The organism is Streptomyces sp. NPDC002055, assembly GCF_040296705.1.
Classification (GTDB): Bacteria; Actinomycetota; Actinomycetes; order Streptomycetales; family Streptomycetaceae; genus Streptomyces.
The window spans coordinates 70248-91925 of sequence record NZ_JBEOXS010000024.1 but is presented as its reverse complement, the minus strand read 5'-3'; the positions used below and the strand labels follow the sequence as shown (position 1 = coordinate 91925).

General features: G+C 70.8%; 19 protein-coding genes and 2 pseudogenes. 14 read left to right on the top strand and 7 right to left on the bottom strand.

Annotated elements, in window-relative coordinates; all coding sequences use genetic code 11:
* Nucleotides 1-69 precede the first annotated feature (69 nt).
* Nucleotides 70-1494, top strand: coding sequence for a S28 family serine protease (locus ABT112_RS17300; protein ID WP_351510372.1), 1425 nt, complete (start codon nt 70-72; stop codon nt 1492-1494).
* Nucleotides 1495-1512: 18 nt separating this feature from the next.
* Here ABT112_RS17300 and ABT112_RS17295 read toward each other — a convergent pair whose 3' ends face one another.
* Both ABT112_RS17295 and ABT112_RS17290 read right to left on the bottom strand, forming a co-directional pair.
* On the bottom strand, nt 1513-2154 hold the full coding sequence (locus tag ABT112_RS17295) for a hypothetical protein (RefSeq protein WP_351510370.1): 642 nt from the start codon (nt 2152-2154) through the stop codon (nt 1513-1515).
* Between the two features lie 224 nt (nt 2155-2378).
* A complete protein-coding gene (locus tag ABT112_RS17290) occupies nt 2379-4253 on the bottom strand; it encodes a glycoside hydrolase family 3 protein (RefSeq protein ID WP_351510368.1) in 1875 nt (624 codons plus the stop codon).
* Nucleotides 4254-4541: 288 nt separating this feature from the next.
* Here ABT112_RS17290 and ABT112_RS17285 point away from each other — a divergent pair, with 288 nt between their 5' ends.
* A complete protein-coding gene (locus ABT112_RS17285; RefSeq protein WP_351510410.1) occupies nt 4542-4964 on the top strand; it encodes an NUDIX domain-containing protein in 423 nt (140 codons plus the stop codon).
* Between the two features lie 18 nt (nt 4965-4982).
* Here ABT112_RS17285 and ABT112_RS17280 read toward each other — a convergent pair whose 3' ends face one another.
* The gene (locus ABT112_RS17280) at nt 4983-6275 is read right to left on the bottom strand and encodes a helix-turn-helix domain-containing protein (protein ID WP_351510366.1); all 1293 of its coding nucleotides are present in this window, start codon (nt 6273-6275) and stop codon (nt 4983-4985) included.
* 181 nt (nt 6276-6456) lie between these two features.
* On the opposite strand from ABT112_RS17280, the gene ABT112_RS17275 reads away from it, so the two are divergent.
* The 5 genes from ABT112_RS17275 (at nt 6457) to ABT112_RS17255 (ending at nt 11421) form a co-directional block, all read left to right on the top strand.
* The gene (locus ABT112_RS17275) at nt 6457-7011 is read left to right on the top strand and encodes an NUDIX hydrolase (RefSeq protein ID WP_351510364.1); all 555 of its coding nucleotides are present in this window, start codon (nt 6457-6459) and stop codon (nt 7009-7011) included.
* Between the two features lie 18 nt (nt 7012-7029).
* Nucleotides 7030-8265 carry a hypothetical protein gene (locus tag ABT112_RS17270; protein WP_351510362.1) on the top strand — a complete coding sequence of 412 codons (1236 nt, stop codon included), beginning with the start codon at nt 7030-7032 and terminating at the stop codon, nt 8263-8265.
* A 101-nt stretch (nt 8266-8366) separates the two neighbouring features.
* Nucleotides 8367-9704, top strand: a complete 1338-nt coding sequence (locus ABT112_RS17265) for a UDP-glucose dehydrogenase family protein (RefSeq protein ID WP_351510360.1) — start codon at nt 8367-8369, stop codon at nt 9702-9704.
* 56 nt (nt 9705-9760) lie between these two features.
* On the top strand, nt 9761-10111 hold the full coding sequence (locus ABT112_RS17260) for a hypothetical protein (protein ID WP_351510358.1): 351 nt from the start codon (nt 9761-9763) through the stop codon (nt 10109-10111).
* Between the two features lie 266 nt (nt 10112-10377).
* The gene (locus tag ABT112_RS17255) at nt 10378-11421 is read left to right on the top strand and encodes an FAD-dependent oxidoreductase (RefSeq protein ID WP_351510355.1); all 1044 of its coding nucleotides are present in this window, start codon (nt 10378-10380) and stop codon (nt 11419-11421) included.
* 119 nt (nt 11422-11540) lie between these two features.
* Here ABT112_RS17255 and ABT112_RS17250 read toward each other — a convergent pair whose 3' ends face one another.
* A complete protein-coding gene (locus ABT112_RS17250; RefSeq protein ID WP_351510353.1) occupies nt 11541-12161 on the bottom strand; it encodes a TetR/AcrR family transcriptional regulator in 621 nt (206 codons plus the stop codon).
* A gap of 126 nt (nt 12162-12287) precedes the next feature.
* Here ABT112_RS17250 and ABT112_RS17245 point away from each other — a divergent pair, with 126 nt between their 5' ends.
* Together ABT112_RS17245 and ABT112_RS17240 are read left to right on the top strand one after the other, a co-directional pair.
* Nucleotides 12288-13268 (top strand): hypothetical protein, encoded by a 981-nt coding sequence (locus ABT112_RS17245; RefSeq protein WP_351510350.1) that lies wholly within the window; start codon nt 12288-12290, stop codon nt 13266-13268.
* Nucleotides 13255-14577 carry a methyltransferase family protein gene (locus tag ABT112_RS17240; RefSeq protein WP_351510348.1) on the top strand — a complete coding sequence of 441 codons (1323 nt, stop codon included), beginning with the start codon at nt 13255-13257 and terminating at the stop codon, nt 14575-14577. Before ABT112_RS17245 ends, ABT112_RS17240 begins: the two co-directional genes overlap by 14 nt.
* On the opposite strand, the gene ABT112_RS17235 is transcribed toward ABT112_RS17240, so the two are convergent.
* A complete protein-coding gene (locus tag ABT112_RS17235; RefSeq protein ID WP_351510346.1) occupies nt 14527-15732 on the bottom strand; it encodes a methyltransferase domain-containing protein in 1206 nt (401 codons plus the stop codon). The genes ABT112_RS17240 and ABT112_RS17235 overlap by 51 nt on opposite strands.
* Before the next feature lie 646 nt (nt 15733-16378).
* Here ABT112_RS17235 and ABT112_RS17230 point away from each other — a divergent pair.
* From ABT112_RS17230 to ABT112_RS17215, 4 genes and pseudogenes are all read left to right on the top strand, one after another.
* Nucleotides 16379-16639 carry a hypothetical protein gene (locus ABT112_RS17230; RefSeq protein WP_351510408.1) on the top strand — a complete coding sequence of 87 codons (261 nt, stop codon included), beginning with the start codon at nt 16379-16381 and terminating at the stop codon, nt 16637-16639.
* Nucleotides 16611-17138 carry a DUF6879 family protein gene (locus tag ABT112_RS17225; RefSeq protein ID WP_351510344.1) on the top strand — a complete coding sequence of 176 codons (528 nt, stop codon included), beginning with the start codon at nt 16611-16613 and terminating at the stop codon, nt 17136-17138. Before ABT112_RS17230 ends, ABT112_RS17225 begins: the two co-directional genes overlap by 29 nt.
* Nucleotides 17139-17161: 23 nt before the next feature.
* Nucleotides 17162-18013 (top strand): helix-turn-helix domain-containing protein, encoded by an 852-nt coding sequence (locus ABT112_RS17220; protein ID WP_351510342.1) that lies wholly within the window; start codon nt 17162-17164, stop codon nt 18011-18013.
* Between the two features lie 115 nt (nt 18014-18128).
* Nucleotides 18129-18645: pseudogene (locus tag ABT112_RS17215) on the top strand (DUF6879 family protein).
* Between the two features lie 110 nt (nt 18646-18755).
* Here ABT112_RS17215 and ABT112_RS17210 read toward each other — a convergent pair.
* Nucleotides 18756-19661 carry a LysR family transcriptional regulator gene (locus ABT112_RS17210; protein ID WP_351510340.1) on the bottom strand — a complete coding sequence of 302 codons (906 nt, stop codon included), beginning with the start codon at nt 19659-19661 and terminating at the stop codon, nt 18756-18758.
* Between the two features lie 351 nt (nt 19662-20012).
* Between ABT112_RS17210 and ABT112_RS17205 the strand changes: the two genes are divergently transcribed.
* Entirely contained in the window at nt 20013-21017 is a 1005-nt protein-coding gene (locus ABT112_RS17205; RefSeq protein WP_502975373.1) for an EamA family transporter, read from the top strand.
* Here ABT112_RS17205 and ABT112_RS17200 read toward each other — a convergent pair.
* Nucleotides 20965-21645, bottom strand: a pseudogene (locus ABT112_RS17200) (sugar phosphate isomerase/epimerase family protein); the annotation flags it as partial. The gene ABT112_RS17205 and the pseudogene ABT112_RS17200 overlap by 53 nt on opposite strands.
* Between the last annotated feature and the right edge of the window lie 33 nt (nt 21646-21678).

The window sequence follows — 21678 nt, the reverse complement described above, 5'->3', positions numbered from 1 at the left end:
CGGGTCTGGCGGCGGCACGAGCCGCGCCGGTAGGTTCACGGCGACCTTTGTGAACCCAGGGGAGGGCGAATGCGCAAGGCGCTCAGATGGCTGCTGGCGCTCGTGGTGCTCATAGGCGCCATCGGCGTCGGTGGGGCACCGGCCGGGGCGGCCACCGCCGACCGGCAGGACGCCACGGACATCAAGGACCGGATCCTCGCGATTCCCGGTATGAGTCTGATCGAGGAGAAGCCGGCCGACGGCTACCGGTACTTCGTCCTCAGCTACAAGCAGCCGGTCGACCACCGGCATCCGTCCAAGGGCACCTTCAAGCAGCGGATCACCCTGCTGCACAAGGCGACGGACCGTCCGACGGTCTTCTACACCTCGGGCTACAACGTCTCCACGAACCCGACCCGCAGCGAGCCGACCCGGATCGTCGACGGCAACCAGGTGTCGATGGAGTACCGCTTCTTCACGCCGTCCCGGCCCAAGCCGGCCGACTGGTCCAAGCTCGACATCTGGCAGGCCGCGAGCGACCAGCACCGGATCTTCAAGGCGCTGAAGAAGATCTACGGGAAGAACTGGCTCGCCACCGGCGGCAGCAAGGGCGGCATGACCGCCACCTACTTCCGCCGCTTCTACCCGCACGACATGGACGGCACGGTGGCCTACGTCGCCCCGAACGACGTCAACAACCGTGAGGACTCGGCCTACGACCGCTTCTTCCGCCGGGTCTCCACCACGGAGTGCCGCACCGCGCTCGACGCCGTCCAGCGCGAGGCCCTCGTCCGCCGCAAGGAGATGACCGACCGCTACCGCAAGTGGGCGAAGGAGAACGACAACACCTTCACCACCGTCGGCAGCGCCGACAAGGCGTACGAGAGCGTGGTCCTGGACCTGGTGTGGGCGTTCTGGCAGTACAGCTCCGAGAAGGACTGTGCCGACGTCCCGAAGCCGGACGCCTCGACCGACGACCTGTACGCGTTCGTCGACAAGATCTCCGGCTTCTCCGCCTACACCGACCAGGGGCTGGAGACCTACACGCCGTACTACTACCAGGCCGGCACCGAGCTGGGCGCGCCCACGCTCAAGTACCCGCACCTCAAGGGCCTGCTGCGGTACCCCGGGTACTTCACCCCCCGGGCGTACGTGCCGCGGGACATCCCCATGAAGTGGAGGAAGGGCGCCATGCGGGACGTCGACCGCTGGGTCCGGCACCACAGTGAGCGGATGCTCTTCGTCTACGGGCAGAACGACCCGTGGGGCGCCGAGCAGTTCCGCCCCGGCAAGGGCACCGAGGACGCCTACGTCTTCACCGCCCCCGGCGCCAACCACGGCGCCAACATCGCCGGGCTGACCGCCGACGAGAAGGCCAAGGCCACCGCCGAGGTCCTGCAGTGGGCGGGCGTCGCCCCGGCCGCCGTCGAGCAGGGCGAGGCCACGGCCAAGCCGCTGGCGAAGCCGGACAGCACGCTCGACAAGCAGTCCACGCAGCGCAGCCTGCGGCCGTAACCGCAAGCGGCGGACGGTTCAGAGGCGGCGGGCACACCCGACGGGTGTCCCGCCGCCCAGCCGTACCCGGAGCGCGGTCGCCGGCGGGCACGCGGAACCGTCCCGCACGGCCGCCGTCACCCGGTAGCGGGGCTCCGGCCCGGGCCCTTCGCACGCCGTCTCCACCACCCGCGACCGCCCGCCGCGCAGGTGCTGCTGCACGGTCACGCAGTCGCCGACCAGCGTCCGCGGGCCGCCGCCCCCGCCCGGATCCCCCGGGTGCGGGCCCGTCAGCCGCCGCATACAGGCGTAGCCCTGCGCCACCGAGCCGTCGCCGTTCTCGTCCCGGTCGGGCAGCCGCGCCGAGACGCGCAGCACGAAGTCGGTACGGGCCGGGCAGCGCGGACCGGCATCCGCCGGGCCGTCCGGACGCCGGGTCAGCACCCGCGCCACCGCCCGCGCACTGCCGCACGGCACCTCCCGCACGCCGGTACGGCCCCGGGCGCTGCACTCGCCCCGGTCCAGGAACGTCCCGCCGTGACCGGCCGGCACCGGAGCGGCGCTCCGCTCCTGCTCGCGTTCAGGCCCGCCGCCGGCCACCGGCAGCGGCCGGCACCCTGCCAGGGCCGGTGACGCCAGCCAGAACACCAGCGCCCACGCCAGAACCCGCACGCCGCCCATGCACACAACTCCCCTCCGACCCCCGCGAACCGCGTCCAGCGTGTCCCGCGGCAGCGGGCGCGTGCCAGGAGCGCCGGGATGTTCGGTCCCGAAGGAGGGGGTGCGCCGGGGGCGCGCCGTAGCGTCAGTACGACAGCCTCAGTAGGACGACCTCAGTACGACGGCCTCAGTACGACGGCCTCAGTAGGACAGCCGTCAGCACGACAACCGTCAGCACGACGGCCTCAGTACGACAGCCCGTGGCCCAGCGGGTACAGCACCTGGGCCGGGTCGTCCGCCCGCGGCACCGGCACCGGGAGCCGCCCCGAGGGGGACGCCCGACCCGCGATGACCCGGGCGGCGGCCCGCAGGTCGACATCGGTCCAGCAGTAGCCCGTCAGCGAGGCGCCCAGCCCCGTGCCGGTGAGCTGGGCGATGTCGTACGGGTTGCGCAGGGCCAGGTGCACTACCGGCACCCCGGTCCCCGCGAGCGCCGTCACCAGCGCACGCTGCGACGGCGCCCCGCTGTCCTTCGGCCGGGTGACGTTGTACGTCAGCACCACCACCGCGTCCCGCCCCCGCGCCGCCGCGACCGCCGCGTCGATCGCCGCCTGCGTCGGGTCGGGCTTGGTGCCGGTGCCGGTGGACAGCCCGGTCGCCGTGAACCCCAGCTCGGTCAGGGCCGTGGCGAGGACGGTGGTCGGCGGCCCGCCGGTGCCCGTGGGGGCGGCCGGGTCGACCCCGGTGACCAGCACGTTCCGCTGCCGGCGGCGGGAGAGCGGCAGCAGCTTCCGCTCGTTGACCAGCAGCGTGGTGGTCCGCTCGGCGATCCGCTCCGCGGTGGCCCGGTGCGCCCGCGTGCCGACCGTCCGGTCCACGTCCTGACGGGTGACGTACGGGTCGTCGAACAGCCCCCGGCGGTACTTGAGTTCCAGGATCCGCAGCAGGGACGCGTCGATCCGCTGCTCGCCGATCTCGCCGTCCCGGAGCGCCTTGAGCACGGCGTTCCAGGCCACGGGCAGGTCCGGCGGGTTGAGCAGCTGGTCCACGCCGGCCTTCAGCGCCAGCACCGGCACCCGGTCGTCGCCGTACTTCTGCCGGACGCCCGCCATGCCGAGGGAGTCGGTCACCACCACGCCGTCGTAGCCGAGCTTCTCCCGCAGGATGCCGGTGAGGATGGGCCGGGAGAGGGTCGCCGGGTCGTCGGCCGGGTCCAGCGCCGGGAAGAGGATGTGCGCGGTCATGATCGAGTCGATGCCGGCGGCGATGGCGGCCTTGAACGGCGGGGCGTCCAGCCGCTCCCACTCCTCGGCGCTGTGGGTGATCAGCGGCAGGCCGTAGTGGCTGTCGGTCGAGGTGTCGCCGTGGCCGGGGAAGTGCTTGGCGGTGGCCGCCACTCCCGCTCGCTGGTAGCCCTGCACCTGGGCGGCAACGAGCCGGGCGACGGCCTGCGGGTCGGAGCCGAAGGACCGGACGCCGATCACCGGGTTGGCGGGGTTCACGTTCACATCGGCGACCGGCGCGTAGTCCTGACGGATCCCCATCGCGGCCAGCTCCGCCCCGGCGACCCGCGCGGCGGCACGGGCGTCGGACCGCGAGGCGTGCGCGCCGAGGGCCATCGCCCCGGGCAGCAGTGTGGCGGGCGCGCCGATCCGGGCGACCGCGCCGTGCTCCTGGTCGGTGGAGATCAGCAGCGGCACCGGAGTGGCCCGGCCGAGCCCCGCCCGCTGGATGCCGTTGGACAGCTCGGCGATCTGGTACGGGTCGCGGGTGTTGTGCGCCCAGGCGAAGTAGATGATGCCGCCGACGTGGTACTTGGCGATCAGCTCGGCGGCGTTGGCGACGCCGATCTCCTTCTGGTTCAGCGCGACGTCGGCGGGGTCCGGGGCCGTGGCGGAGTGCCCGTAGACCCGCATGACGAACAGCTCGCCGACCTTCTGCTCCGGACTCATCCGGGCGATGAGCGCCCGCAGCCGCGCGCGGTCGACGGCGCGCGGGCGCACCGCGGCGTGGGCGGTGGAGCCTCCCGCGGCCAGCGACGCGGCGGCGGTGGCGGCCGTGGCACCGGCCAGGACGGCCCGCCGGGAGGGTCTCGGCCCGGCCGATTCTTCGTGATGCACGTGCACTCCTTCCGAGAGGAGGTGCGTGGCGAATGAAGGAAACTTCCAAGAAGAAACGCTTAGCCCGAAAGTTACCGTCAGTCAATGGGAAGCGCCGGGAAGCCCCGAGGCCGCCGGGGACACGCCGGGAGGGCGGGGGATCCTGGGGTGATCGCGGCCGCGCTGATCGGCGGTGCCGCAGGTGCCGCCACCGCGGGCCGCCTCGCCGACCGCATCGGCCGCATCCGCCTGTCGCGCCCTTGCGGGTGGCGGGGTGGGGAGGGCCGCAGAGCCCGGCATGCTTCGGGGATGAGGGACGATGAGATCAGAGGAACCGCCGCCCTGCTGGTCAACGACGAGGGCGAATACCTGCTGCATCTGCGCGATGACGTCCCCGGGATCTGTGACCCGGGCACCTGGTCGGTGATCGGCGGGAACCGCGAGGGCACGGAGACTTTGGAAGACACGATCCGCCGGGAGCTGAACGAAGAAGCCGGGTTGGCCGTCCCCGGCCTGCAGCGTTTCACCGTGGTGAGAAGCCTCGGCCCGGACCGCACGGTGAAGGGGTACGTCCAAGTCTTCTGCGGCCGGTGGAACGGGGACGCTCGCGAGCTCCGCCTCACCGAAGGCGTGATGCTTCATTGGTTCGGCCCCCAGGTGGTACCGCGTCTTCGCATGTGTGCCTGGACGGAAGAGGCCATCCAACTGCATCAGGCAGGATCGCGCGGGTGAGGTCAGCCGGGGCGGGGGTCAGCGTACGAGAGCCCGGGTGAGTTCGCGGACGCCTGTGGCGTGGGGGTGACGGGAGGACAGAGAGCTGACGATGGCCCGGATCGCGGGCCGGTCGCGCACCTCGCCCGGGCTGACGCGCATCGCGGCGAGCAGTTCTTGCGCGGTCTGCTCCGGCTTCCCCCACTGCCACCAGGCGCGGGCGAGGTCGGTGTGCATCCGGCTCTTGCGCTCGGCAGTGGGGAAAAGTTCCGGACGCAGGCTCCGTCCGGCTTCGAGCGCTGCTCCGGCATCGCCCAGGGCCCAGTGGACGCTGACCGCGTAGAGGTCGACGGCAGCCGGGGAGACACGGAAGAGGCGCCCTGCGGGAGGGGCGGCAGGCAGGCGCCGGGCGGCCTTCCGTGCTTCGGTGATCATCGCGAGGGCCTGCCCGCGGTCTCCCGCGCGTGCTGCGGTGTAGGAGGTGGTGGCCAGCATCTGGGCGTAGGCGGCGGCTTGGGCTTCGGTGGTGAGACCGGTGGCTTCAACGTGAGCGGCCGCGGCCACGATGAGGCGTTGTGCGGTGGCTGGCTGGTCCTGGTGGCGGAGGACGATGGCCAGTTCCCGGGCCGCGGCGGCGGCTGCGAGGGGTGAGCCGGACAGGGAGGCGTAGGTGGTGGCCCGGTCGGCTGTGATCCGGGCGCGGTCGTGCTTGCCGATCTTGACCAGTGCCTGGGTGGCCAGGGTGTAGCAGGCGGACAGTCGCGCGTGGTCGAGGTCGGCGCGGGAGCGGGCGGCTTGATGGGCATCGCCCAGGAGGCCGGGGAGAGCGGCAAGCAGCGCCGTGTGTTGCCCGGCGTCGAACTGGGTGCGTGCACGCGCCAGATGGATGTCGACCGGCGTGGGGTTGCCGGATGGCGCGGGGGTGCCGGCGAGCGCGTCGTCGACGGCGCCGAGCAGGGAGGCAGGAACGGCAGTCCCCGCGGCGGCCAGCAGAGTGCGTCGGCGCATGGGGTCCTCCTCGGCGTCAGGCGGAATGTCCACTCTAGTTCGAGTGGGCGCCGTGGTGGGGGTGAGACCGCAGGCCGCAGCCAGAAGGGTTGACGGGAGGTCAATCGCGGCGGCGGCGGCCCGGAGCAGGTTGATGTCGGTGACGCGCTTGCTCGCTTCCAGGCGGGAGACCGTGGAGGCCGAGACGCCGATGCGGGCCGCGAGGTCGGCTTGGCGCCAGCCCCGGTGCCTTCGGCCTAGGCGTACGAGGGCCCCTGGTTGATGCCGGTCGACCAGAGCACGGGCCTCGGACGAGGTCCAGATTCCTAACTCGATGGCGAGCATGAGTCGCCCTCCCACACGCCCAGAGAACCGAGGTCTCCCAGCGTACGGGCGTCCGCGCGGGCCCGTGTGCCACGCGTGCACGATCTGCACGCGGTGTGCGGGCCCTGACAGTCGATCACTCCTCCGGCCAGACCGGTGGTGCTCTGGTCCCCAGCAGGTCATCGAAACCAAGGAGGCGGCCATGTCCGACATTCGGGGACCAGACTGGTTCAAGAATCCGCCAGTGCGGCGAGTGGGAGCGCTCGCACTGATTGAGCGAGGTGCGGACGAGTTCGCGGTGATCCGCCGCACCTACTGGAGCCCGATCTCGCAATGGGGCCTTCCGGGCGGCTCCGTGGCGCCGGACGAGCGCCCGTGGACCGGGCTGACCCGGTGCCTTGAGGAGAAGCTCGGGAACGCCCGGCTCACCCCCGGCGCGTTCCTCGGCGTCGACCACGCGCCGGCGAAGCCCGGGCGGCATGCAGAGGGCATCAACTTCCTCTACCACCTGCGCGTCAGCGACGACATGTTGCTGACCCCTTCGGCCGACTCCGGCTATGTCGAGGTCCGCTGGGTCACCGCCAGGACCGTCCGGGAGCTGGCTGTCGACCACGAGCTGCTGCGTATCGAGCAGTGCCTGCGGGCCGCCCGCGAGGGGCGGGCCGACGAACTGCTCCTGGGCGTGCCTCAGCACAGCAGTCGCGCCCCTGTGGACCTGCCCGGGCCGTCCTGCCGGGCCGTTCCCACCTCACCCTGACCGTGAAGGGAATCCTCCATGTACCTGCCATTTTCCGTCATCGATCAGCTGTCCGATGACCAGGTGGAAACCTGGAAGCAGCACTTCGCCGGAGAGGGGCACGAGCGCCCCCGAAGCGTGGAAGAAGGTATCTGGCGCCGCACCCAGGACCCCGCCAACGCCGAGCAGTCCGGATGGAGGGAGGACTGCGCCGGGCGACGGCGCGTCGTTCACTACCGCTACGACTACGGCCTGGACTACACGCACCCGGTGCCGCGGCTGGTCCTGTCGGAGCTGTACCTGCACGTGTCGTTCACGGCGCCTTCCGAAGAGATCAGCACCTACACACAGCAGACGCGGGCATGGCTCGCAGAGGGCCGCTGGCGGGAGAACGTCGATGGCTGGCACCGCGGCGACCTGGTCGTTTCCTTCAGCGAGTACGACATCCACCCGCAGGACGATCGCGCCGACCGGCGCACCCCGGACGGCTTCCGCTCAATGGACGTCCTGTTCACTTCCGAGGGCTACCGCGCACCCTCCAGGACCCTGCGGAACCTGCCCTGGGACGTCCTGGCCGGCGGAATGCGTCTCAAGGAGCAGCGCGGCACGCCCGCCTTTGCCGAAGATCTCTCCGGCCTCCTGGACTACCTGCCCTTCCAGGTGGAGGTCGGGTGCGGTTCGTCCATCGAGGCCGGGATCCCGCCCCTGCACTATCTGCACGAGGTCTACCGGGTCACCGCCCGGAAGGACAACGCCCTCACGCAGTCTCATGCCTTCACCCTCAGTCCGCAGGCCGACACCCTCGTGCAGGAGATGCTCCTCGACGCCGCCGGCAAGGCCGAATCACTGACACGGATGTTCGCGGCCTGCTTCCTCGCCCAGCCCACCGCCGCCCACGATGCGCTCAAAGCGCTCCACGATGCCGGGTACATGGTCGGGCCGGTGATCACTCACAACTTCGACACGCTCTCGGCGCGCACAGGCCTCAAGGAGGTGTTCGTCCGCCGGTACGACCAGAAGATCCCGCCCGTGCCGCTCCTCGAGGAAGCCAAGGCCCTCCTGGTGATCGGGCTGCACGCCGACCGACGATCGGTCCAGGCCCGCGCCCGCGAGAAGGGCATGAAGATCTTCTACGTGGACCCGGAAGGGCTGATGGAGGACGGCGTCTTCAAGGAGTACCCGATCGAGGGGGCTCGGGAGGGCGACATCGTCGTACGGGCGGAAGCCACCCCTGCCCTGCAGCGCCTGTGCCGGCTCTTGCAGAGCACTCCGTGACGAGCCTCGGGCAAAGCCCAACTCGCCCGAAACATGGGCGATAGCGTCGTGGGGCGCACAAGAGGTGCGCCCCACCACATCAACCACGACAAGGACCAGCAATGCGCGTTTCGGTGATCGGCTGTGGCCACCTCGGTGCCCCGCACGCCGCCGCAATGGCCGAACTCGGCCACGAGGTCATCGGCGTCGAACTCAATCCGGAGACCTGCAAGATCCTTCAGACCGGCCGCGGAGCTTTCCACGAGAAGGGCCTGGATGAGCTGCTGGACAAGCACGTCCACACCGGCCGCCTGCGGTTCACCACCGATCTGCACGAAGCCGCCGCGACAGCCGACCTCCACTTCATCGGGGTGGGCACCCCCCTGCGGTCCGACGGCCGCGGCTACGACGTGGGCCAGGTTGTCGGAGCCGTCCGCTCCCTGGCACCGTTGCTGACCCGGCCGGCGACCATCGTCGGCAAGTCCACCGTCACGGTCGGCACGGTCGCCCGGCTCCAGGAAATCATCCGCGAGCATGCCGGATCGGAGGGCGTGGACCTCGTGTGGAACCCTGAGTTCCTCCGCGAGGGTCACGCTGTCGAGGACTCCCTCTACCCTGACCGGATCGTCGCCGGCCTGGCCTCGCCCGAGGCAGAGAACGCCATCCGGGAGGTGTACGCGCCGATCCTCGCCCGCGGAGACGCGGAGCTGATCGTCACCGACCCGGCGACCGCCGAAGTCCTCAAGAGCGCTGCCAACGCCTACCTCTCCACGAAGATCAGCTACATCAATGCCATGGCGGAGGTCTGCGAGATCACCGGGGCCGACGTCGCCACCGTGGCCCACGGCATCGGCATCGACCCCCGCATCGGGCACGGCGGCATGCGGCCCGGCATCGGATACGGAGGCGGATGTCTGCCCAAGGATGTGGCCGCCTTCACCCACCGCGTCGGCGAAATCGGCGCCACCGGCGCCGCTGCTCTCCTGAACGCCGTCGAACACATCAACCACGCCCGCCTGGACGCTGCCCGCGACCTTGTCGAAACAGCCCACGGCCGCCCGCTCGACACCGCAACGATCGCCGTCCTGGGCGCCTCCTTCAAAGCAGGGACAAGCGATGTCCGCAACTCCCCCGCCCTGCGCCTGGCCGGTCTCCTGCACTCCTCGGCCGCGCGCACGATCATCCACGACCCCGAGTCGGTACCCGCCGCCCGCCGCCTGCACCCCGAGTACACCTACGCCGACAACATCGGCACTGCGCTGCGGGACGCGGACGTCGTGGTCCTGGCCACTGAGTGGCCGCAGTACACCAGGGATGCCGACCTGCCGACCGCTGCTGCCCGAGCAGTCCGGCGCAAGGTCCTCGTCGACGTACGGACCGCCGTCGACATCGACGCCTGGGCCGCGGCCGGCTGGACTGTTCACCAACTCGGCCGTCCCGCCCAGCAGTCGACCGCGTGACCCTCGCCCGGAGTCGGCGACCGCCGGACGGGCACCCGAGAGCAACGGAGACGCACATGACCACCACTACGTCACCCCCCTGCCTGTGGGACCAGGTCCGTGAACTCCGCGGCCGGGACGAGCGCCGCAGCCAGGCCGATACCCCCGACCTCATGACGCTGCTCCTCCTGGCCAAAGTCTCCGAAGAGGCCAACGAGTCCCTGGAGCTGTTCCGGCGCTCTCGCGGCTGGGGCACCAACGGAGTCACCAACGCCGAACCCAACCAGGTACTCGATGAGGTGTGCTCCACCATCATGGCCGCCCTCGTCGCCCTCGACCGGCTCTGCCCCGAGGCCCGCACCTACTGGGACCAGTACCTGGCTTACGGGTTCCAACGGGCGGAGCGGGAAAATCATCAGGAGGCTTGACCCTTCTGTGAACCGAAGCGGCCCCGGAATCCGATCGGCTTCTGCGGGTGCGCCGTCCGGGGGAGGCCGCGGACGAAGCGATCGGGGGCGTCCAGGCCGGCGGCGACCACGGTGTCGGAGCCGTCGGCCGGTAGGTGCGGGATGCAGGCGTGCAGGGCGAGGGGGCAACGGCTACCCGTTGTGGGATGCCGGGTAGTCATGCCCCAGGCGTGGTACCACACATGTGGTGGCCGGGTGCGAGGCCCGGACGAGCCGGGGGAGGGCGCATGACCGGAACTGCGGTTGTCGTGGGAGCGGGAGTCGGTGGGCTGGCAACGGCGATCGGGCTGCGCCGTGCGGGGTGGGCGGTGTCCGTCCTCGAGCGGCGAACGGAGCTGGAGCGGTACGGCACCGCGTTCGGTCTCCACCCCACCGCGCAGGCCGCGCTCGACCGCCTCGGTGCGGGCGAGGCGCTCCGCGGCCGGGCGGTTCCCTACCGGGGCGCGCGGATCCGCACCCCGGCGGGGAAGGTGCTGGCGAGCCTGCCGCTGGAGCGGATCGAGCGCCGGGCCGGCCGGCCCGAGCTGTTGATCTCCCGGCCCTACCTGATCGATGCTCTGCTGGCCGAGCTGGACGCCTTCGGGGACGTGCCGGTCGAACTCGGAAGGAACGTCTCGGAGGTGGAGGCGCTGGTCGCCGCGCACGATCTGGTGGTCGGCGCCGACGGAATCGGCAGCACCGTGCGCGCCGTGTGCTTCGGCGAGCGCAGCCGCCCGCGGCACGTCGGAACGGTCGCCTGGATCGGGATCGCCGACTTCGAAAGCGGCATCTGCGGGGAGACCTGGGGCAGGGGCCGGTTCTTCGGGATGACGCCCATCGAGTCGGGCCGTACGAACTGGTACACCACCGTGCCCGAGGCCACCACGGCCGAAGAGCTGAGCGGGTACTTCGAGGGCTGGCACGACCCCATCCCGCGGATCCTCGCCGAGACCGACCCGTCCACCTGGATCCGCTACGAGATGCGGCATCTCTTCCCCGCCCTGCCGGCCTTTGTGCACGGCGGGAGCGTCGCACTGGTCGGTGACGCGGCGCACGCCATGACGCCCAACCTGGGCCAGGGCGCGTGCACGGCGGTCCTCGACACCGAGGCCCTGGCGCGCGTCGTCGCCGAACACGGCCCGGCCGGTCTGCCCTCCGCCCTGCGCGCCTACGACGCGCAACGCCGCCGCAGCGCGCAACGGACCGCCTTCGCCTCCCGGCACCTGCACCGCTTCATGACCAGCGGACACACCCGCCTGCGCAACTCACTCGTCCGCATGATGCCGGGCTGATAGAGGCGGCAGCGCCGGCCTGTGCGGCGAAGCGGGGGCGGTGCAACCGCACTCGCCGGCGCCCGCGTTCCGTCCCCCGGCCGTCCCCCGGTCGCCCCCCGGTCGTCGTGCCCCGCGGGTCACTGCGCCTTCGGGGCCCCCTTGCGCCGCACCGGCAGGCGCATCGTCAGCAGCTTCGCGCGCGGGGCCAGCCGGCGGACCATCGCGAACAGGGAGTCCGTGCGCGACCGGTCCTCGTCCAGCACGGTGAAGAGGTTCACCCCGAGGTAGAACGTGATGGCGGCGTTGGCCAGGTCCTTCGGCGGGGTGAGCCGGGCGAGCGGGGTGCCGCCGATCACCCGTTCCAGGGTCTCCTCGATGAACGCCAGCCAGGGCTCCGCCCGCCGTGACACCGGCTCCCGCAGCTCGGGCTTGGCCACCGCCGCCGCGACCAGCTCGGAGAAGAGCGTGATGTGCCCGCCGTCGAGGTCGTCGCGGTAGATGCGGGTGGCCGCCTCGGCCAGATCCTCCAGGGTCCGGACCTCGGCCACCGTCTCGGCGTGCAGCGCCATCCGCTCTGCGGACGACCGGTCGAGCGCGGCGAGCAGCAGCTCGTCGACCCCGCCGAAGTGGTAGAAGACCAGCGCCGAGTTGACCCCGGCCTCCTTCGCGATCGTCCGGGCGCTCGTGCCGCCGTACCCGTGCGCCGTGAGTACCGCCGTCGCCGCCTCGATCAGCCGGCCCTTGGTGTCCGCCGTCATTGACCATCCTCTCGCCTGGGTTTCATCATACGGTTTAATCGAGTGATTAAATCGGTTGGTGAAGAAGTCGGTGAAGAAGCCGCCGCCGTGTCGTGACGACCGGCGATGCCGAACAGGGGTGGACTGATGGACGAACAGAACGAACAACCCCGGATCACCCGGGCCCGCCGGCGGCTGGCCGGAGTGCTGGCCGCGCTCTTCGCGGCGATGCTGCTCTACAAGGTGCTCCACGCGGGCCACTTGGAGCAGACGGCACTCTTCTACGTCGGTCTGCCGGCCTTCATCGCGCTCGCCGTGGCGCTCGGCACCCGTCCCAAGAGCGCCACCGGCACGGCGCTCGCCTCCGTCACCATCGGACTGGCGCTGTCCGGGCCACTGCTCGGCGAAGGCGTCGTCTGCCTGGTCTTTGCGGCCCCGCTCTTCTACCTGCTGGCGGTGGCCATCGGGCTGACCGTCGACCGCGCACGTCGCCGGGGGAAGGGCGGGCGGGCCCATGCGTTCGCCGGCATACCGCTGCTGCTTCTGCTCGCCCTGGAGGGTACCGGTGCGTACGAACTCCCGCGCGACGGCTCCGCGTCCGTCACCCGCACCGTCGCCCTGAGCCCCCAGCAGTTCCAGACGGCCCTCGCCGAGCGGCCCCGCTACGCGGCGCCCCGGCCCACCTTCCTCAAGTTCGCCTTCCCCCGCCCGCTGAAGGCCGAGGGGACCGGGCTGAGCATCGGCGCGCACCGGACCGTCACCTTCACCCCGCGCAAGTCCCTGGGCATCGGCTCCCACCCCACCCCGCGTTCCATGCGGCTGGTCGTCGACGAGCGGGGGCCCGGCCGGGTGGTCTTCGGCGTCCGGCAGGACACCACCCTGGCCCGCTGGCTCGACCTCCGCTCCGCCGAGGTGACCTGGCGGCCCGCGCCCGGCAACCGCACCCGGGTCACCTGGAACCTGAACTACCGCCGCACCTATGACCCGGGCTGGTACTTCGGTCCCGTCCAGCAGTACGGCATGGAACAGGCCGCCGCCTACCTCTCGGACACCTTCGCCGCCGCTCCGGGGGCACATGCCGCAGGGACGCAGGCAGCCGCGGACCGGGGTCACGATGCGCGGCGGTGACCCGGCGCTCATCCGCGCGGCCTGCCTCTTCGGCCCGCTCCTCGCGACCGGCGCCGCGGCGGCCCTGCACCCGCCCGCCCGGCGCACCATCGGTGCCACGCTCCTGGCCGGACTCTGGAACGCCGTCTGGCTGCCCGTCGTCAACCTCCTCGCCGTGCGCGCCGGTTGGTGGACCTTCCACGCCGAGGGCGGCACCGCCGCCGGGCTCCCCCTCGACCTGCTCCTCGGCTGGGTCCTGCTCTGGGGTGTCCTGCCCGTCCTCGCGGGCGCCGACCGCCTGCCGCTGCCGCTGGTCGTGGCCGGACTGGCCTGGTTCGACCTCGTCGCGATGCCGCTCGCCGCCCCCGTCGTCCGGCTCGGCGACAACTGGCTGCTGGGCGAGGCGCTCTGCGTGGCCGCCGTCCTCGTCCCGGGCCTGCTGTTCGCCCGCTGGACGCTGCGACGCCGGCGGCTCGTCGCCCGTGCCGGCCTGCAGATGGTGCTGTGTGCCGCGCTGATGGTGGGGTTCCCGCTCGTCCTCGTCCGGCCCGAGCTGCCGGACACCGCCGCCGGGATCGGGCTCGCCCTGCAACTCCTCGCGCCGCCCGTGCTGCTGGGCGTCGTCGCGCTACGGGAGTTCGTCCAGCGCGGGGGCGGCACCCCGGTGCCGTACGACCCGCCGAACAGGATCGTCACCAGCGGCCCGTACGCGTACGTCCGCAACCCGATGCAGCTCGGCATCGTCCTCGTCCACACCGTGCTCGCCCTGGTCACCCGGGACTGGCGGTTCCTGGCCGCCGCGGTCACCGGCTTCGCCTACTCGGCGGGCCTCGCCGACTGGCACGAGAACGCCGGGCTGCGCGCCCTCCACGGCGAGGAGTGGACCCGTTACCGGGCGGCCGTTCGCCCCTGGCTGCCCCGCCTGCGGCCCTGGTCCGGCACCGCCCCGGCCCGGCTCTACGTGGCGCAGAGCTGCGGCCCGTGCAGCGGCTTCGGCCGCTGGGTCGCCGCCCGCCGCCCCGTCGCCCTGGACCTCGTCCCCGCCGAACACCACCCGCGCCGCCTGCGCCGCATGACCTACGAGTCGGCCGACGGCACGGTCCGGGCCGACGGCATCGCCGCACTCGGACGGCTCCTCGGCCATCTGCACCTGGGCTGGGCGCTGCTGGGCTGGCTCCTGATCGTGCCGGGCGTGCGCTGGTTCGCCCAACTGTGCGCGGACGCGCTGGGGGCGGGGCCTCGGGACATTCCGCAGGTGCCGACCGAGCGCCCCGCTGCCTCACGGACCCGGGGTGGAACGCCAGGCGCTCCTCAGCGGTCTGTCGGGTGAGTCCAGCCAGGGCAGTTGTCCGTCCGGGGTGACGGTGAGCCCGAACCTGCCGGGCCCCGGCTCCCCGGCATCCCGCCACCACCGGTACGCCGTCTCGGCCTCGTCCCACAGCCGGCGGGGACCGTACTGCCACACGGTGAATCGGTCGCTCCGCCTCCCGTCCCAGTCCACGGCCGCCCACGACCGTGCGTCGGTGGTGGCCAGCCAGAGCCGGGACCGGACACCCTCCACATCCGGCTCGTCCTGCCAGGCGTGCCAGACGTCACTGAGCCGGAGACCGACGGCGAACCCCAGCGCCCAGTCGTCGCCGGTGACGGTCCATGGGGAGAGGCCCGTGACCGACTCCCGCGGGCTGTGCTCGTCGCGGACCACATCACGGAAGATCCGCAGGTCGGTGCGCTGCTCGCGCATCAGCATGAACGCTGAATGGGGAGAGAACCGGCCGGATGCCGTGCCGTCGCCCCCGACATCGAGCCTCAGCAGGCCGTAACAGAGCCACGGTGTTTCCCACGGCGTCAGGATCACCCCACCGGGCCGGGTCTGTGTCACCCAGGGGTAGGGCACCGTGCGGACCGCGCAAGTGGCGATCACCCGGTCGTACGGAGCGCTGGGCGCGAACCCTTCGGTACCGTCCCTGGCGACGATGCGAGGTCGCAGCCCTGCTGCGCTGTCGAGGGTGTGTGCCGCCGTAGTGGCGAGTCCGAGGTCGACATCGACGCTGGTCACGTGTTCACTCCCGAGGCGAGCGGCCAGCAGCCCGGCGTTCCAGCCGGTGCCGGTGCCGACCTCCAGAACCCGCATGCCGATTCGGAGCTCGAGCATGTGGAGCATGCGGAAGACGATGGACGGTGCCGAGGCGGATGAGGACGGCCACGCCTCGTCGTCGCATTCCGGGGGCAGCCCGTCGTTCACCTGGGTGACGACCGGAGCGTCGGCATAGGCGGCGGTCAGCCAGCGTTCCGGCTCCCGCTCCCTGTCGCAACGGACGTATCCCCGGCCGGACTCCAGCCACACCAGGTCGGGAAGGAAGCGGTGCCTCGGTACCGCGTAGTACGCACTCTCCCACTCGGGGGAGACCGCCGTGCCCAGGTCCGCGGAGACGGCGCGGAGCAGGCCGCTCATGGCAGCCTGCTCCTTCTCGCTCAGGGTCTCCATGGTCACTTCTTGTGCTTCGGATCCGGCCGGGGGCCGGCCGAATCCGGGTTCGGCTTCGACTCGCTCGGATCCTTCTTCCCGGAGTGCTTCCCTTCGCCTCCGCTGCCACCCTGACCTGTTCCCCAGCCCATAAGGTCCTCATTGTTGTCGTGATCCTGCGCTTGCGCCGCTACCGTTCGGATCCGGCCGGGACCCCGAGGGGAATCGGCGACGGATCAGGACCCGGCCGCGGCCTCGGTGGCGGTTGCTTCGGTGGCGTCGTCATGGCTGCCTCCCCTGCCTGTTGTCTGGTCGGCCTGTCCGCCCCGGGGACGACGCACCGGGGGCATGCGCAGGGTGGAAACACGAAGCCCATGAGCGGGCTGCATTCCTCCGCCGTGACCGCCCTGACGGGCCCCCAACTGCGACCTCCGTCGTGTGACACACGGAGGGTCAGCAAGGGGCGTGGTGATGCCGACCCGTCATCAGGTCGCTTGCTCTCCATGACCGGAACGCTAGAGACATCGACGAGCGCGGAGCCAGGGTTGTGCACCAATGTGCAGAGAAGCATCTGGGGCGCTGAAATGGCCACAATATGCGCTTGACGGAGGTGCGGTCACCCACGATTCTCGTGCACATCAATGCACATCCTGCATGGGAGGCAGGCATGTCGTTACGGTTCATCGGGATCGATCCCAACACCGGTACAGGAGAGAGTCCGACCGTGTGGATTGATGAGGAGGCCCAGGAACTGGTCTTCCAAGGGTGGAAGGCAGGCCCGTCACTTGAAGCGCAGTGTGCGGCAACCACCCTGCCAGGACATGCCGTAGGCATCCCCGACCACGAGGCCGTGGTGCGGGTCCCGGCGCGAATGGTGCACATCATCAAGGAGGCGTGTGATGCGATCGAAGGTACCCAGCTTCGTTGAACTGCTGGATGGGGCACAGCACTCGGCAGTGCATCTTGAGATGCGTGATGCCTATGGGGTGGTGAACGAAGCCGAAGACTTCGCGCAGTGGAAGCGCACTGGGGAGCGCGATGTTGATCCGGCTTCCGCGTACTGGGCGCCATGGGTGGAGCTGATTCGTCGCACGGTGGGCCGGGGGGTGTCCGTTCGCCGGGCCCGGATCGTGTCGGAGCCGGTCAGCGACTACATCAGGTACGAGCACGCCGCCACCCGAGTCAACATCGCTGCCGGCGAGCAGGTGCGGTGGCTGCCACGTAGGCGCGCTTCGGACATCGCTCTACCCGGCAATGACTTCTGGCTCATCGACGACCGGGTGATCAGGTGGAATCATTTCACGGGTGAGGGAGCCTCGGGTGGCGGTGAGATGAACGAGGAACCGGCGGTCGCCAAGCTGTGTTCGCAGGCGTTCGAAGCCGCCTGGGCCAGGGCCGTCCCGCACCAGGAGTACGAGATCCACTGACATGAAGGATTGCGCGCCGGCTCATGCCCATATCACCATCCTCCTCCGCACAGGCCGCTCGGGAAGCCGTCGCGGCGCGGTTGAGAGAGATTCGTCAGGATGGTGGGCTCACCGGGAGTGAGCTGGCCGCGCGTTGTGGCTGGCACCACGCCAAGACGTCCCGCATCGAGAACGGGAGGACATCGCCCTCCGCGCAGGACATCCGGTTGTGGTGCGGTGCTTGCGGCGCCGAGGATCAGGCAGACGATGTCGTGGCTCAGTCCCGTACTGCCGAGTCCTTGTATGTGGAGTGGCGACGCAAAATACGTGCCGGGCTTCGACAACTTCAGAAGAGTTACGTGCCTCTCTTTCAATCGACACGGCTCTTCCGAGTTTATTCAGGCAGCCTGGTTCCCGGGTTGCTGCAGACCGAAGGATATGCATCGGCTCTGTTGTCATCCATCACGGGACTGTTGGGCATTCCCGATGAGGTTGAGGACGCCGTCGCGGCGCGCCTGGAACGCTCGCGCATCATCCATGAACCAGGACGCCGATTTGTGCTGCTTGTGGAAGAGGCGGTGCTGCGCTACCAAGTCGGTGACGCCGATGCCATGGCCGCCCAACTGGGGCATCTGCTCACGGTGGGAGCGCTTCCTTCGGTGTCGCTGGGGGTTATCCCCTTCGCTACGTCCTCCCGCCCGGTGTGCCCGCAGGAGACCTTCCACATGTATGACGACACGCTGGTGTCCGTGGAACTACTCTCCGCTCAGGTGAGAATCACCCAGCCCGCTGAGATCGCGCTCTATTCGAAGGCTTTCGAGCAGTTGCGAGGGCTGGCCGTGTATGGGCCGGAGGCGCGCTCGCTCATTGTCAAGGCGATTGAGGCACTGGACTGACCTGGAGCGGACTCCAGCTTGCGCATCTGATGGAAGGCGGAGTGACCGGTGCAGACCCGACCGGAGAGTGGTCCGACAACGCCCATGTGGCGCATCGTCGTGAGGAAGGCATGTGATGGAGTCGAGTATTCAGCCTTTCGCTGAGCTGATCTCCCGGTGTCACTTATTCGCGGTCCACCTGGAGGTGAGGGATGATTACGGCCCGAATCCGCGATTCGAGGCATGGCGGCAGGGCGTTCGAGTCGACTGGGCGGATCGTTCGTCGTGGTGGAATCCGTTTCATCAGGCGGTGGCCGATGCTGTCGCCCGGTGTTGCTGTCCGGCGCGCCCGTATCGTCTCCGAGCCCGTCAGTGACTTCATCCGTTGGGATCACTCCGTTATCCGCGCCAATGTGGAAGCAGGGGAGGAGATCCGTTGGCTGTCACGAGCACAAGCCGCACAACTCCGCCTTCCGGACAATGACTTCTGGCTCTTCGATGATCACTTGGCGCGCATCCATCACTTCTCGGATGACGGCACGGTAGTCCGCGACGAGCTTGTTGATGATTCGGATCTGATTCAGCGCTGCGCTGGCGCATTTGCCCGGGTCTGGGAGATCGCCATTCCGCATGAGGGGTATGTGATCCGCTGAATTCCCTGAGGGCGTTGGGGTCGGGCCGGTGGAACCGTTGCATTGTTCAGCGCTTCGGAGGCACGGGGCGATAGGGGTATGGCCCTCAACGGATCGCATGAATGGCCTCCTCACCCCGCCAACCGCCCATAGTGCTCCCGCAGCACCCGGACCGCCTCCGTGATGGCCGGGCGGCGGGCCGCGCCCGGGCGCCAGAGGGCGTAGAGGCGGCGGATCGGCGTCGGTTCGAGAGGGACGGCGACCACGCCGGCCGGGAGGGGGCCGCGGCCCAGGCGGGGGACGAGGGCGATGCCGAGGCCGGCCGCCACGAGTTCGAGCTGGGTCGCGTACTCGGCCACCTGGTAGGCGAGATCGGGCTCGTGGCCGGTGGTGCGCAGGGTGCGGACCAGCCAGTCGTGGCACACCGAGCCCGCGGGCTGGCAGATCCAGCGCCGGCCCACCAGGTCCGTGCGCTGCAAGGTGTCCCGCTCCGCCAGCGGGTGGCCGACCGGGACGATCACTTCCGACGGGTCGTCACCGATGACGGCCTGCTCGACACCGTCCGGGACGGGCCGCGGTGAGATGTCCCAGTCGTGCGTCACCGCCAGGTCGACGACGCCCTGGGCGACCAGTCCGGGGGAGATGTGCGGATCCAGTTCGGTGAGCCGGGTGTCCAGGGAGGCGTGGCGGGCGGCGAGTTCGGCCAGAACGCTCGGCAGCAGGCCGCGGCTGGCCGAGGCGAACGCGGCCACCAGCAGCCGGCCCGTGGGCTGTCCGCGGCGCTCCTCCAGGGTCGTCTCGGCCTGTTCCACGAGGGCCAGCAGCTGTTCGGCCGTGGCGGCCAGCTGCTGGGCCGCGTCGGTGAGGACGACGCCCCGGCCCTGCCGTTCCAGCAGCCGGGTCCGGGTCTCCCGCTCCAACTTGGCGACCTGCTGGGACACCGCGGACGGGGTGTAACCCAGCGCGATGGCGGCGGCGCCCACCGAGCCGTGCACCGACACCGCGTGGAGTGCCCGCAGCCGGGACAGATCCAGCATCGTTTTCCCCTGCCTCTCAGACAGCCCCGACGGCCCCGACAGCCCCAATGACCCCGACAGCCCCGACAGCCCCGACAGCCCCGACAGCCCCGATGGCCCCTCCGACCGTCCGGCGTGGCCGTCGTCCCTCCGGCGGCCCTGCGGCCGGCCGACCCGACCGACTGACCAACCGTCCTGCCTGACCAACCGGCCCGCCTGTCCGTCCGGTTCGGCCAGGCCAGCCGGCCGTCCGGCCTGTCCATCCCTCCGGACGAGCGGTCCACCCGTCCGGTCCCGATTCACGATTGCTTCATCCAATCATGAAGAGATCAGCGCTGGTGCTTCACGGTCGAGGGCCGCGATGCTCGCTGCATGCGACCGCAACACATAGCTCTCGCCGTTCTCGTCGCCGCCGTCTGGGGCGTCAACTTCGTTGTCATCGAGATCGGACTCGGCCACTTCCCGCCCCTGCTCTTCAGCGCCCTGCGCTTCCTCGCGGCAGCGCTGCCCGCCGTGTTCTTCGTCCGCCGCCCGAAGACCGGCTGGAAGTGGATCATTGCCGTCGGACTGGTGCTGGGCGTCGCCAAGTTCGGGCTGCTCTTCACCGGGATGCACCTGGGCATGCCGGCCGGGCTCTCCTCGCTCGTGCTGCAGATCCAGGCGGTGTTCACGGCCGTCGTCGCCGCCGTGGTGCTGGGGGAGCGGCCGGGCCGCGTGCGGGTGGCCGGGATGTGCGTGGCGCTCGCCGGTATCACCGTGGCCGGGATCGACGAGGGCACCTCGGGGCCGCTCCTGGCCTTCGCGCTGCTCATCGCGGCGGCGGCCTTCTGGGGGGTGTCGAACGTCCTCACCCGGATGGCCGCACCGGAGAACGCGATGGGCTTCATGGTCTGGACGAGCGTCGTCCCCATCCTGCCGCTGCTCGGACTCTCCCTGCTCGTGGAGGGGCCGCGGGCCGACCTCGAAGCGCTGCGTTCGCTGGACGGGAGCGGCGCCGCAACGGTGGTCTACGTCGCCTGGGTCACCACGCTCTTCGGCTTCGGTGCCTGGAGTTTCCTGCTCCGCAGCTACCCCGCCTCGTCCGTGGCGCCGTTCTCCCTGCTGGTGCCCGTCTTCGGGATGTCGGCCGCGGCGCTGGTGCTGGGCGAGGAGGTCGGTCCGCTGCGGTGGTGCGCCGCGGTGCTGCTGGTCACCGGCGTCGCCGTCACCTCGGTGGGCGGACCGGCCTCCGGGCGGGGCCGGATCAGGCGGACTGGGCGAGCAGCCAGGACAGATGGTCCCGGGCCGGTTCCAGCAGCCCCGGAAGCTCCGGTGCCTGCGGGAACCAGCGCTTCTCGTACTCCCACGACAGCCAGCCGTCCCAGCCTGCGCGGCTGAGCGCCTCCACGCACTCGGCGAGCGGCAGCACCCCCTCGCCGAGCGGCAGCGGGGCGGGCTCCTCGGCGGAGGCGATGTCCTTCACCTGGACGTAGCCGAGGTGCGGGGCGAGGACGGCGTGGGTGGCCACCGGCTCCTCGCCGCCCCGCCAGGGGTGCAGCACGTCCCAGACCGCGCCCACGGCGATATGGCCCACCAGGCCGAGGACCCGGGCCACGTCCACGCCCCGCGGATGCGAGTCATGTGTCTCCAGCAGCAGCCGTACGCCCAGGTCGGAGGCGTCCGGGGCGACGGCGGCGAGGCGGCGGGCGGCGACCGTGTCCGTCTCCTCCGCCGGCTGGTCGCCGCCGCCGGGGAAGACCCGCAGATACGGGGCGCCGAGGTCCCGGGCCAGTGTGAGCAGCTCGCGCAGCTCCGCCAGGACGGGCTCGTCGGCGCCGGGCGCGGCGGCCTCGGTGTACCCGGCGACCGCGAGGATCTCCACCCCCGCGTCCTTGAACTGCTCGGCGGCGTCGACCCGTTCGCTCAGCTCCATCCCCGGGTTGAGGGGCTCCTCGGGATGGGCGCGCAGCTCCACACCGTGGTAGCCGGTGCGGGCGGCGAGCCCGGCCACTTCGGCCAGGGGCATTCCGGGCACACCGAGGGTCGAGAAGGCGAGTTT